The organism is Paenibacillus sp. MER 180 (genome assembly GCF_023713665.1).
GTDB classification, from domain to species: domain Bacteria; phylum Bacillota; class Bacilli; order Paenibacillales; family Paenibacillaceae; genus Paenibacillus_B; species Paenibacillus_B suaedae.
Genome location: NZ_JAMAVT010000010.1, coordinates 141,185 through 154,173, shown reverse-complemented (window position 1 = coordinate 154,173; position 12,989 = coordinate 141,185). Strand labels below are relative to the sequence as shown.

The window sequence follows — 12,989 nt, the reverse complement described above, 5'->3', positions numbered from 1 at the left end:
GTCCCAGTAGATTTTGGTAATAAACATCCTCATTTTACCTGTGCATGTCGAAAGCGTCAATAATTTGTCACAACGAAAAACCACTGCCATGACGCGGTTGTTACCGCTTTCGACAACATTCGCGGTTCTTCCTGCAAACCGCTCTTCTGTAGTTATGTGAACAACTTGTGACACTACCATGTTACTCCGAATCCCCTTATAATGGAATTGCAATGTTTTTATATCTTTTATAACTAAAACGCATAAGAAGCCATTCATTTTTACGCTTAGCTCATCATTCATATCGTAGGAGGCTATGAAATATGCTCGATTTGTTAGAATCATTCGCAGCGGTTGTGGAACTGACGAGCTTGAATCAAGCAGCAAAGCGGTTGAATATCTCTCAGCCGGCTCTATCCAGGCAAGTAGCGAAGCTTGAGGAAGAACTGGGTGTAGAGCTGTTTATCCGGAATGGCAAGCGGCTGGAGCTAACTCGCGTTGGCCAGCTCACGTACGAATTTGCAATCGATATTCGCAATCGCCAGCTCGGTTTCTTGAAGTCCATTGCGTCCTTCAAGGCGGAAGGTCAATCGTCCATCACCATTGGGGCCAGCTTAACCACACTGCAGACGACACTGCCGCTGTTCATCTCCTCCTTCGTCGAGAAGCATCCTGACGCAAGACTCAAGGCTGTGACTGGCAAGACGCATGAAATCATCTCGCTTGTCCGCGAACAATCCATTGATCTTGGCATCGTCGCCGATGCGATTCGTGAGCCTGGACTGATGTGCATTCCATTGTTCGCGGATCATCTTCAGCTGGTGCTGCCACGCCGTCATCCACTTGCCAGCATCCGCAATTGGACGATGTCCCGCTTGGACGGTCTGCCTATGCTTCTCTTCTCTAAGGGAACCTGGTATCGCAAGCTCATCGATGATCTATTCCGCCGATATCGCATCATGCCTGATATTCGCATGGAGATCGATTCCTTCGAAGCGATAGTTCGCTTGCTCACGACCTGTCATGCAGCTGCTTTGCTGCCACGCTCCTATCTTCGGTTGGAATGGCTCAAGGATAATGATCTGATTGCCGTTCCCCTGAAGGAATTGAAGCAAACCGAACGTGTAACTTCCATTGTATATGGGGAGCAAGCACTGCTGAGTCCTGTTGCTACGCAGTTTATTGAGGAAATTATGGAAGCAGCATCATTATCACAGCTAGGGAAATAGTCATGGATAGAAAGGAAAAAGAAGGATTACACTCGTTTGCTGTCGAATAAAGTAAGCTTAGACAAAAAACATTCTCAACTAGGGGAGAATAAGGAGGAAATGGAAACCATGGTTGTATGTAATCGTTGTGGCAAGCCAATCAACGACAATGAATCCCATCAATGCAGTACAGGGTCTGTCCCACCGCAGCATGCTGGTTCCGCAGCAGAGGCATCTGTACAGCAAGTATCCGCCACTGCTGAGACAGCGTCTCACAAGACACCAGGCAGCACAGTGCCTGAATGGGCCAAGTCAATTGACAGCAAGAATATCCTTCAACTGCTGAAGAATCCGGCAAGTGCTCGCAATCTTACTGTCTCCGATTGGGTGTATGCGGTCATTGCCGCGTTAGTCTCCGCACTGGGGTTTGCCTTGTTCGGCTACACACTCTTTAGAAGCTTGTTCGCTTCACTAATGAGTCCACTTAGCATATTAGGCGGTTCAAGTTCACTGACCCCGCCATTTAGCTTTTTCATTCAATTGTTTATCTATCAGATTATTGGATTGGCCGCACTCTTTATTAGTATTTGGTTCATTAGCCGCTGGAAGGGCAGCAAGCCGCTTGACTTGAAGACGACATTTGTCCAATTGGCTGCTATGCAAATGCCTTTTGGCTTAGGATTTGTGCTCGCATTCCTTCTCGCGATCATTGGATTCAGTTCTTTATCTGTTGCAGTAGCAGCTTTCACTTGGTTCGTATCCGTTATTCTGGTCACGACCGAAGCAATGGAACAGACTGAAGTAGCACGTCCGAATCGCTTTCTATTCATCACAGCAAGCATGGGTGCCTACTTCTTCCTGACTTATATCGTTTTCAAAATTGTAGTCATGTAGAGCCATTTACATAAGCAATAAGCCTGCAGCTCGCTTCTCTATACAAGCGACAACTGCAGGCTTATTTATGACTTTCTACGGCAAGGAATTCTTTACGATTTTTTATCGTTCCCTTTCAACATAAAAGCTTCTTCAAAATCTTCGATTTGCGTATTCGTACCAATCATTACCATAATATCTTTCTCATCAAGCACATCTTCGGCTGATGGTGCAATAATTATGCCTTTCGGCTTATTCAGCGCCACGATGCTGCACCCGAACTTAGCTCTTGGATTCACATCCTTGAGCGCCATTCCTTGCATGCAGCCAGGCACGCTCAGCTCTGCAATGGTATATTCCTTGGACAATTCAATGTAATCCAGCAAGTTCGGTGATACAAGTTGATGAGCTACGCGAATGCCCATATCCCGCTCCGGGTAAATAACCCTATCCACACCAATCCGCTCCAGAACACGTCCATGCAATTCAGAAAGTGCTTTGGCGACAACCTTCTTCACGCCAAGTTCCTTCATCTGAATACTGACCAGAATGCTCGTCTGAATATCGTCACCAATGGCTACGATTGCGCAATCGAAGTTACGTATGCCGAGTGAGCGCAGCACCTCTTCATCTGATGCGTCCGCTACAACTGCATGGGTTACGAAACCCATAACATCCCCAATTACTTCCTCATCTTTATCAATGCCTAGCACCTGATGTCCAAGCTTGACTAGCTCCTTCGCGAGACTCGAACCGAAACGTCCCATCCCGATCACTGCAAACTGCTGCAACTCCATATCCCTGTATACTCCTTCGTCCGTTACAATCTAACTTGCTTATCCTATCGTTATTTTTCCTTCTGGGTGTCGGTATAATTCCCGCTCATTTTTCGGGCCTAACGCATAAGCCAACGTTAATGGACCAAGACGGCCTGCAAACATCGTCAGGCTCAGCAGCACTTTTCCGATATCTGATAAATCCGCCGTCAATCCCATTGATAACCCTACCGTTCCGAAGGCCGATGTTGTATCAAATAATATCATCAGGAAGCTATGATCTTCTGTTGTCGACAATATCATCGATACGATAATGACCAAGAACAATGACAGCAACGTTAGCGTAACTGCTTTGAAGATACGATCCTTGGCGAGTCGGTACCGGTAAATGACGATATCTTCTTTCCCGCGAATCATGGCAAATACAGCTCCAATGAGAATGGCGAACGTCGTCGTCTTAATACCACCACCAGTGGATCCTGGTGATGCCCCGATGAACATCAAAAGAACCATAAAAAATTGCGAGGCTTGGCGCATGGCTCCGATGTCAATCGTATTCGCTCCAGCGGTACGCGGGCTGACAGATTGGAACATGGATGCCCAGAACTTCTCCCAACCATTCAAACTGCCTAACGTGCGTGCATTGGTAAATTCAAATATAAATATAACGACCGTTCCGATTACAATGAGCAATCCCGTCATCGTTAACACGATCTTCGTATGCAGAGACAACTTGCGAGTACGCTTATATTCCACCAAATCGGACAAGACGATAAATCCAATTCCGCCGAGGATAATAAGCAGCATCGATACCAGGTTAATAATAGGGTCTCCGACATAGCTGGTTAAGCTCGAAAACGGCCCACTGACAGAGCCGAATAAATCAAAGCCTGCGTTATTGAAAAAAGAAACAGCATGGAAGATACCGAAATAAATGGCCTTGCCTAGCGGAAGATCAAATGCCCATCGCACGGAGAACAGTACAGCTGCCGTCCCCTCGATACATACCGCAAACAAGATCACTTTACGGATAAGGCGCACGATGCCTTCCATGCTGCCCTGATTAAGCGCTTCTTGCAATATAAGCCTTTCCTTCAGCGATATCTTCTTCTTCAGTGCTAATGCAAACAGCGTTGCCATTGTCATGAATCCAAGCCCGCCAATTTGGATAAGCAGCATGATGACCACCTGCCCGAATACGGTAAAATGAGTGCCCGTATCCACCACAATGAGCCCCGTCACACAAGTTGCTGACGTTGACGTGAACAATGCATCGAGGAATGGCAGCGGAATCCCATCCGCATTTGATATCGGAAGCATGAGTAGAAATGCGCCCAATAATACAATTGCTGCAAACCCTACAACCAGAATTCGCGGTGGTGTCAGATTGAATCGAATGGCCTTTTTTGTTCCCTCCACGGGAGTCACCTCTTTTTTTCCCCACGAAAAAAAGCACTGGAAATCCAATGCTATCGCTGGTATCCTGACGTACATGCCTACGAGGTTAGCTGTCGGATTCGGGCACGTTCAGGCTGCCCTAATCGCAAGTGGATTCTATGCATCCACAACTGCGATATTCACCCCATTTATCGGGTCCCCCGCTTTCGTTCATTCACGAAACTCGGCTTGTATGCAATTCATAACGAGATTATATACGTTTCCCCTGCAGCATACAAAGTCAAGGAATGAACAAATTAACCAGAATAAGACGAAAAACTTGAAGAAATAGCGCTTACAATCCCCCATTTTCTTCAATTGTATTCAAAACACTCATTTTCGCTAGGTGTTTCTTCATTTTCTCTGCTGGACTTTACAAAGTTGAAGTGGATAAAATGAACAAATAAGCAACCATACGCTAAATGTGTGATGGAATGGAGGTTCCAACATGTCCTATGTATCCAAGCCGCTTCTTCTTTCTTCTGTGGCCGGATTTCTATTATTCCTCATTGTTCAGGTATTCATTCCCTTTCAGCAGACAGAAGCCATGATGGAATCAGCAGCCAGCCAATCCCTCTTAACCAAAGAGAAAGCAGCGCAAAAGGCACTCACATTTGTACAGGACTTAAAACAGTTCCATATTTCAATTACACCTGAAGAAGATACTGCTCCAACCGTCATTTATCGCAGTCAATCAACGGTTTCCGGCTACATGAGCAAGGAGAAGCTGACCGCTTCATTTCAGAAATGGGAACCATCCAGTCCCTATGATACTTTTCAGGTATTATTGAATATGAATCGGGCTGGAAAATCCGGTGTCATGCGCATTGACGTTCACATGACAAGCGGTCGTATTATTGGATTCGAATGGGAGGAAAAGCCTCCTATCCCCTCCGACATAAACGGGGTTACGGGAAATCATGTGGATATGGCGTCAGCAGAAGATGCGGAGACTGCCTTGGATTCAGTGAACCGCAAGAAGCTTGCTGATACACTCTTGAAGCACATGGGATGGAATCCTGCCCAATTAAAACTAATCGCATCATCGGCGGAGCTAGACACGGTAGAGTATAACGTGCCTGAAGCACGACTTGGTGAAGCCGCATTGAACGTGAAGGCCGTCTTCTCCCAAGATCGCATTGTCATGCTGAAGCCCTACTGGGTTATCCCGAACAGCTATCTAGCTGAAGAACTGCATCAAACGAAGACTGCATCGTCCATTTACAATATCGGCTATATGTGGATGACGATCCTACTAAGTACATGTTCACTGATCGCTTGCATCGTCTACCGCCATGGCCTGAAGTTCGGATCGAAGACATTGTTCGCCCTTACTACCGTCTCATGCGGAATTTCTCTGCTGCATCTATGGAACGCGCTTCCGGGTCTCTTCGCTCTGGAACTCCGTACCCCTGTGGACGGGGTGAATATGGGGCTATCCTTTGCCATTCAAGGCGCAATTACAGTAATTCAAGGCGTTATCCTCTACTTCTCTCTCCATGCGGGAAAGCGAGCATGGGAGTTGTCTGCGTACAGAGATGTACTGCCTACATGGAGTGACCGCGCATTTGGCGGCAAGCTCATACAAGCATTATGGATCGGAATCGCGTACACAGGCGTATTGCTCGGCATGCAAACAGTTATATTTTTCATTTTGGAATCAGGGTTTCATGCGTGGTCATCGACCGATGCCTCACAATCACCGCTCAACCTGCGAATTACATCACTGTTCCCTCTTTTAGCTTGGGTTGCAGCTATTTCGGAGGAAGGGATATATCGTTTGTTCGGGGTTGGACTGCTGAACCGATTGTTCCGCAACCCATGGTTAGCCGGGATTATCCCTACCCTTGTATGGGCGTTCGGACATGTCACCTATCCAATCTATCCGTACTACTCTCGGCCGGTAGAGCTCCTGTTTATCGGCATGTTATTCCTGTTCATTATGCTGAAGCATGGCTGGTGGACGGCCATGTTCGCTCACCTTATGCTCGACAACTTCTTAATGTCCCTGTCATTCATGCTTGATGGAACAATAGTCGGTTTCCTAATCGGTCTTGTGTACCTCCTTTCTCCAATTGGGATTGTATATGCGCTCGCGAAGATTCATCGCAACCAAGATCACGCTTGAGCGATCACGACATGGACATAAACATCAACACCGTTGAATGCAGTTTAATCCATTTGTTCGTACAGAAATAGAACGAGTACATAAGCATATCTCCATACCTTATCATTTTGAAAAGCCAAGGGCCGTTCATATCGAAGGACGCATGTACGTAATGCGCCTCATCGAAGGAACGGCCCCGTTTATTTCTCATTATTACTTATTTCTTCTCAATAAATTTTTTCGCTTCCTTCACTGCCGTATCTAGCGCTTTCTGTGCATCTTCACCCAGCATGACTGAATCAACCGCAGTAGACAGGTGGCGGTTCATCTGGTTCCAGTTGCTGTTAAGCAAGAAGGCTGGCGTGTTGTCGGAACGCTCCAGCATGCGATAGAACGGTGCGTACAGCTCAGATGTATCCAGCTTCATTTCTTGCACGACGCTCTTACGAATCGGCAGGTCAGCATCGCTCTTCATCTTGACGGCTTCTTCCGAAATAAAGAACTTCACGAACTCCCATGCCAGATCCTTCTGCTTCGATTGCTTCGCAATCGATACTGCACTTACCGAAATTACGCCTTTCACAGGCTTGCCAGGGAACGCTGGCATTTCAACAGTACCGAAATCAACCTTCGCTTCCTTAAACCCGTCTAGCGGCCATACACCGCTCTCCCACATTCCGATTTTACCAGCTTTGAAGATGTCGTTACCGCCAAGCTGCGTTTTTCCTCCTACGAGGACTCCGTATCCGTCCTTCACCATATTCCCGAACATTTGAACAGCCGCTACCGTATCCGGCCCGTTCATAATGCCTTCAATCGTCTTGCCGTCTTCGCTGATGAAGCTGCCCCCATTACTCCAGATGAATCCTTGCAGGTCATACGGGTCGTTCTCAGCACGGACACCGAATCCATACTGCTTCTTCGATTTATCTGTCAGCTTCGTTGCAATATCCTTGAAGTCATCCCACGTCCAGCCATCTTTCGGATATGGGACTCCCATTGCGTCGAACACTTTCTTGTTGTAATACATAGCCCGTGTCGTGAAGCCCGCAGGCATACCATAGGTCTTGCCATCTACCTTCACATAATTGAACAAGCCATCGTATATATCGTCTAATTTCAGGCTTGCATCTTTCTCCGTAAAGGCATCCAGCGGCTCCAAGTTCGAATGGTATGTTGGGAAATCCCACATCAACATCACATCAGGCGGGTTGCTCGCACCGAACGATGCCGCCAGCTTCTGATCGAAGCCGTCTGCATAAGGTTCAATTTGTACTTTGACGCCTGTATGGGATTTTTCGAACGCCTTCGCGATATTTTCTTGAACCTTCAGCTTCTCTCCAGTATCCCATGTTGCAAAACGCAAAACGGTTTGTTTCCCCTTGTCTTCCCCGGAGGAGGAACCTTGTTCTCCAGATCCTCCGCCACAGCCAGCAAGCATAAGTGCAAAGACCGTTAACAGAATAACCAATCTTGACGTTCTCTTCATCTTGCTCATTCCCCCCAAATGGTTGCATCTCAAACATACCTTCACTTTAAAGACAATAAAGCGTTTTCAAAACGGCGAATTGTTCCGAATATGGGGTGATTTTGTTCGGTGAAAGGGCGTAATATCGTACGCCCTTCGTCATTTTTGAGCAAAATGTTCTCCCTTTTGTCCGCTTCGGTATTGACTCGGTGTCATTCCACAGCAGCGTTTGAACCATTTGCTAACATATTTTCCATCCACCATGCCGATCCGTTCTGCGATATCCTGCAGCGTCATCGTTGTATTCAGAAGCAAATCCTGCGCTGTCTTAAGCCGCATACGGTATAAGAAGGAGACAAAATTCTCTCCGGTTACCTTCTTAAATAAAGTACTGAAATGACTTCGACTCAATCCAACTCGATGTGCTACATCACTGACGGACCAAGGCTCACTCACATTCTCTGCTACCAAGAGCACCGATCGCATCACCGTTTCCGGCCATGAATTGACTCGCAGCTCAAATTTGCGCTCCAACTCCGCCGCTCGGTGCAGCTCCTGAACCGCCTCCAGCCAGCCGTCCATGCCCTTTAACGGGCCACGACTGCTCCAATGCAGCTGCGGACAAGATGCTTTGCTCTCTTTCAACAGCCGTTCCACCTTCAGGCGAGCTGTAGGACGATAGAAATAAAAACATCGATCTACACCGCAGGGAATATAGGCGCACGGGCCTTCCGTTTCTTGCAGCAGCTTATCGCCAAGATACTTCCAGTACTCCCCTCCACGGTTGGATGATTTGATAGCGGCAGGGAGCGATTGCTCGGAACTGTCGAATATTTTAACCAATATAATCTCATGAGGTTCATTCAACCAATACCATTGCGTCTCCCAGCGCAGCTTCAGCTCGCCTTGGAAGTTGTTGCGGAAGCCGCATAACCAGGCATAGAACGCCGCATTCCACTGTGCATCCTCTTCGTTAGAATTTGCAGTGCGAACCGCTGGAGGAGGCTCCGAACTCCCAGCCAGCTCCTCCCCGAACTTTTGAAGATAATAATCCAGTTCCTCATCTTCGAAAGCCGTTTTCAACAAATAGCCGGAAGCCCCAAGCATCATTCCCTTTTGTGCATATTCGAAATCTCGATGACAGCTCAGCAGCAAGACCCGAGTATGCGGCGACTTTTCCTTCACTCGCTTGGCGAGTTCGATTCCATCCATCTCCGGCATCACGATATCCGTAATGACAACCTCCGGCTCATGGAGAAGGAATGCTTCCCATGCCTTCTGACCATTTGGGGCATCGGCTACGACTACCATGTTGAATCTGCTCCAATTTACCGTTGCCATCAAGCCTCTGCGAACAATGCTCTCATCATCCGCGATCAGCACTTTAATAGGGTTGTCTGTCATTGGATTCTTCCTCCTTTTTGGGCCAGCGTATCGCAATCGTTGTACCGCTTCCTAACTGGGATTCTATGCTTAATCCATATTCGGAACCAAAGTGCAGCTTGAACTTCTGATCCACATTGTACATCCCGAGACCATGTCTCTGATTGTGGTCTTTCGGAGCTTGCAGCAGAGAGACTCGACGCTCTTCGCTCATCCCTTTGCCATTGTCCGATAAGGTTAAATGCAGCTCTGACCCAGTATCTACTAGGCGGAGTGTTATTGTGCCATACCCATCCTCGAAGGCGTAGAAAAAGATATTCTCAAACAGCGGCTGCAAGCTCATACGCGGGATGACTGCTGCCAGCGCACTTGGAGCAATTTCAGACTCATATATAAATTCACCTTCATAACGAACCTGCTGGATTTGCAGAAAATGATCAATAAGCTCCAGCTCTTTTGATATCGGAACCAGTTCACGCGTCACGTCTAAGTTGGCTTCTAACACGATTGTTAAGTGTGCGATCATTTTCCTTATATCATCATTGCCCTGCAGCCTAGCCTTCCACTGTATGGAGTTCAATGTATTGAACAATAAATGGGGATTGATCTGATAATGAAATGCTCGCAATTCAGCTTCCTTCTTGAGCTGCTCCTTAGCCGCTATTTCCTTCACAAGCTCTTCGATCTGTCCGATCATCTTATTGAAGCTATTCGCAAGCGTCCCCAGCTCATCCTCATCCTGAACTTGGATTCGGGTCTTCCAGCGACCAGCTCCTGCGGAGTTCATCGATTCCTTGATTCGCTTAATCCTGCCCGTTACACGAGTGGAGAACAAGTAAGCAAGCAGAAGAGCGAGAAAGCCTGACAAGCCTAAACCAAGTAAGGTATAAGACTTGATAACACTTGATGGCTGATTAAAATATTCATAGGGAAGTCTAGCTTCTATTGTCCAATCATTTATTTTCAAGTTCTGCTTCCACACGATATCATTTTCTTGCGCAGTATAATTGCCCGGCGAGTGATAGATCGTCTGACCACTTGCACTTTGCACCGTCACAATCGACTTCGTATCCTGTTCGAACATACGGAACAGTTCGATCAGCTTATCTGCCTTCATTTCAATAAGGATTTTGCTGTCCTGCAAAGGCCCTGCCTGATTGCGGATCGGCACAACCAAGCCAAGCAGCTTCTGATCCGGTGTATCCTTCTCATCGCGATAATGCAGTGGAGGGTAGAATCCTGCCCAATACTCTCCTGCATGATCGGCAGGTATCCGCTTCCACCATGGCTGTTCAACCAGAACATCCACATTCAAGATGCTGTCCCCGTAATAATAGCCAGATTTCGTAATAATGAATATCCCGCGATCATGCAGTCTTTTAAGCGCTTTCAAGAAATCTTCCATGTTGTTCTTATCCTGCACTTGCGAATACGTCTTCGGAATCTCCGCATTGATGACGCTCTTATATGGATTAAGCAAATATGAATAAATATAACCCGCAATCATGCTCATCTGATTTAATTCCGTATCCAGCTGATACTGCAGCTGATTAACACTGTTCTGACCGTATTTGCCGAACTGCTCTTGCAGAAGGCGTGAGGATTGTTGATAGGATAGCACGCCCTGAATCATGAGCGGAAGCAGTGATGCTGCCAAGAAGAACAGCACGAGCTTTAAGCGAAGGCTTCGCCTCGGATTGGGCGGCATATTGGCCATCCATTGCTGTAGCCGATGCAAGACACCCGATTGTGTCACATGGGTTAATCCAGTAAGAGTTTCACGTGGCGGTGCGATAGGAATCATCCCCTGTTGCTTATTGAACTAGTCATGATGCTGCGAAGCGTTGATGTATCAGAAGTGTATCATAACCAATTTTAATCTGACAATGGAGACGGAAGCACCGATTTGTCCTCATCCAGACATCGAATAGGCGGGAAGATGACAAAGATAACAAAACAGCTCCCTTACGCGCTAAGCGGCAGGGAGCCTGTTCCACCTCGTCTATTGAGCTGGCTGCATTACATATTCATTCGCTAGTATGAGGAACACACTCGACGTCCACGTAAATGCCCGATCACGAAGTCCGCACCCTGTCTGTGCATCAAAATTCTCTGCCATGCCGCTGCGAGCAGCCATGCGGCAGAATCGCGTTGCTGCTTCTTGTGCCACTCCACGCTCCCCACTGCGCTGCAATCCGTCGATCAGCAGCATCATGACTGGAGCCCAGATTGGCCCAAGCCAATAGCCGTCCGGTTCATAGAACGGACTGTTCAGGCTTTCTGTGGCGAATCCATTCGGACTGAAGAACCGCTCTTCATCGGCAACTGCCTTCACAAGCGCTTGGCGCACCGATTCCGGCAGACGATCACCTAGCAAGATCGGCATAAACGGAATCAAGCTGTCTCCTTGCGCCGGCTCATGTGTGCCTGAACGAACCGCCTTGAACTGGCCGTCATGCCAGAAATGCTCCAGCATGCGTCCGAGCAGGCTATCCGCAGCATTGCGCCATTCCTGCGCCTCGTATGGCTTGCCCAATTGATCGGCAATCTCCGCAAGAACCTCGAATTGGATAGTTAAATAAGCAGATAAATCCGGACTCTCAATAGGTCCCACACTGCGGAAAATCGTGCTATTATCCCAGCCGCTGTCATTGCCGTGATTGTACTGGGGTATCCCGTCCCGATCATCATCACGGCAATTCATCCACCATTTGCTCCACTGTGCAAGCGGTCCATAGATTTCACGCAAGCGATCGGCATGGCTGAACCACTCATTACGCTCCATCATCCAGCGCAGCGTCCAGCCATGGATAGGCGGCTTGCAGCAATTCCACAAGGCGTACTTGTCATTGACGAAGTCCGGAAGCTGACCAGATTCATCCTGCTTGTCGAACATGATCATGAACTGATCCCAAGCCAGCTCTGGCTGAATCGCCGCGAGCGCCATTGCATTAAAGCAATGATCCCAGCTCCAAATGTTCGTCATCCAATTTTTCGACATGTACATCGCGGGACGAGACAAATGACCGGCCTCAGGCACCACACAGGACCATGTGATGTATGCAGCCAAGATGCGCGCCTGTTCCAACTCTTCCAAGGCAGCAGGCAGACTCTTATCGAGCCATACAGCAAATTCCTTCTCCACGCTGGCAGCAGCCTCGTCGAAGGAAACCAGCGACTCGAATGGACGAATGGATGGCGGCTCTATCCGATACTCTTCAAGCATGAGCTCTGCTTCAGCTGCTTTGTCTTGGTTACCCCCACCTGGGAAGCATTCCACCACCGCATATTTGCATCTGGAACGTTCCCATGGAGCATCGACCGTAAGCCTCCCTTGAAGCGAAGTCAACATAAAGCGCATTTCCGTGGTAAAATGATTCACCTCGTAACGTCCATCCTGACGTGGAAGCACATAATCATAAGTACCCGCAACTAATGTCAGACGGATTCCCGCTTCGCGCACACGTATCCGCATCGCTTCCGGCTCCGACAGGCATAGTTCCGCCTTCCCTTGTCCGCCTTCTCCAATAAGGGTTAAGGAGGATGGCGCGCTATGAACTGAATAAGGTACAACCTCGCCGCCAGCTACCAGCTCTAGGCGGAATACTGCACCGCTCGTCTCGTCACCACCGCGAACGGTGCGCAAATACAAGCCTTCCTCTCGCTTGCCATTCTGCGGCAAATGCGATACCGTCAGAAAAGATCCAAATCGGCTAAATGGAATGTGCTGAATATCAAATGTAATCATTGCCGACATC

At 47.9% G+C, this 12,989-nt stretch carries 9 protein-coding genes and 1 riboswitch; of the genes, 3 read left to right on the top strand and 6 right to left on the bottom strand.

The genetic code is table 11. The features are described from left to right. Positions 1-302 precede the first annotated feature (302 nt). Together M3661_RS17825 and M3661_RS17820 are read left to right on the top strand one after the other, a co-directional pair. Positions 303-1,208, top strand: coding sequence for a LysR family transcriptional regulator (locus M3661_RS17825; RefSeq protein WP_021252663.1), 906 nt, complete (start codon positions 303-305; stop codon positions 1,206-1,208). A 108-nt stretch (positions 1,209-1,316) separates the two neighbouring features. Then, positions 1,317-2,081: a hypothetical protein gene (locus M3661_RS17820; RefSeq protein ID WP_251487114.1), complete on the top strand. Its 765-nt coding sequence runs from the start codon at positions 1,317-1,319 to the stop codon at positions 2,079-2,081. Positions 2,082-2,173: 92 nt separating this feature from the next. Here the strand turns inward: M3661_RS17820 and M3661_RS17815 are convergent, their stop codons facing one another. Together M3661_RS17815 and M3661_RS17810 are read right to left on the bottom strand one after the other, a co-directional pair. Continuing rightward, positions 2,174-2,857 (bottom strand): potassium channel family protein, encoded by a 684-nt coding sequence (locus M3661_RS17815; protein WP_021252661.1) that lies wholly within the window; start codon positions 2,855-2,857, stop codon positions 2,174-2,176. A 39-nt stretch (positions 2,858-2,896) separates the two neighbouring features. Next, a complete protein-coding gene (locus M3661_RS17810) occupies positions 2,897-4,255 on the bottom strand; it encodes a TrkH family potassium uptake protein (protein WP_065291541.1) in 1,359 nt (452 codons plus the stop codon). A gap of 59 nt (positions 4,256-4,314) precedes the next feature. Then, positions 4,315-4,473, bottom strand: a riboswitch (cyclic di-AMP (ydaO/yuaA leader). Between the two features lie 248 nt (positions 4,474-4,721). On the opposite strand from M3661_RS17810, the gene M3661_RS17805 reads away from it, so the two are divergent. Further along, complete coding sequence (locus M3661_RS17805) at positions 4,722-6,401, top strand: CPBP family intramembrane glutamic endopeptidase (RefSeq protein WP_251487111.1); 1,680 nt, start codon at positions 4,722-4,724, stop codon at positions 6,399-6,401. A gap of 196 nt (positions 6,402-6,597) precedes the next feature. Here M3661_RS17805 and M3661_RS17800 read toward each other — a convergent pair whose 3' ends face one another. From M3661_RS17800 to M3661_RS17785, 4 genes are all read right to left on the bottom strand, one after another. Next, positions 6,598-7,869: an ABC transporter substrate-binding protein gene (locus M3661_RS17800; protein WP_072730657.1), complete on the bottom strand. Its 1,272-nt coding sequence runs from the start codon at positions 7,867-7,869 to the stop codon at positions 6,598-6,600. Between the two features lie 138 nt (positions 7,870-8,007). Beyond that, a complete protein-coding gene (locus tag M3661_RS17795; RefSeq protein ID WP_251487108.1) occupies positions 8,008-9,252 on the bottom strand; it encodes a response regulator transcription factor in 1,245 nt (414 codons plus the stop codon). Continuing rightward, positions 9,233-10,987, bottom strand: a complete 1,755-nt coding sequence (locus M3661_RS17790; protein WP_251487106.1) for a cache domain-containing sensor histidine kinase — start codon at positions 10,985-10,987, stop codon at positions 9,233-9,235. Before M3661_RS17790 ends, M3661_RS17795 begins: the two co-directional genes overlap by 20 nt. 246 nt (positions 10,988-11,233) lie before the next feature. After that, entirely contained in the window at positions 11,234-12,988 is a 1,755-nt protein-coding gene (locus tag M3661_RS17785; RefSeq protein ID WP_251487103.1) for an amylo-alpha-1,6-glucosidase, read from the bottom strand. Between the last annotated feature and the right edge of the window lies 1 nt (position 12,989).

What these genes read in the sequence shown, in the direction of transcription:
- M3661_RS17825 (WP_021252663.1), top strand. Translation starts at nt 303, where the DNA reads ATGCTCGATTTGTTAGAATCATTCGCAGCGGTTGTGGAACTGACGAGC.
- M3661_RS17820 (WP_251487114.1), top strand. Translation starts at nt 1,317, where the DNA reads ATGGTTGTATGTAATCGTTGTGGCAAGCCAATCAACGACAATGAATCC.
- M3661_RS17815 (WP_021252661.1), bottom strand. Translation starts at nt 2,857, where the DNA reads ATGGAGTTGCAGCAGTTTGCAGTGATCGGGATGGGACGTTTCGGTTCG.
- M3661_RS17805 (WP_251487111.1), top strand. Translation starts at nt 4,722, where the DNA reads ATGTCCTATGTATCCAAGCCGCTTCTTCTTTCTTCTGTGGCCGGATTT.
- M3661_RS17800 (WP_072730657.1), bottom strand. Translation starts at nt 7,869, where the DNA reads ATGAAGAGAACGTCAAGATTGGTTATTCTGTTAACGGTCTTTGCACTT.
- M3661_RS17795 (WP_251487108.1), bottom strand. Translation starts at nt 9,252, where the DNA reads ATGACAGACAACCCTATTAAAGTGCTGATCGCGGATGATGAGAGCATT.
- M3661_RS17785 (WP_251487103.1), bottom strand. Translation starts at nt 12,988, where the DNA reads ATGTCGGCAATGATTACATTTGATATTCAGCACATTCCATTTAGCCGA.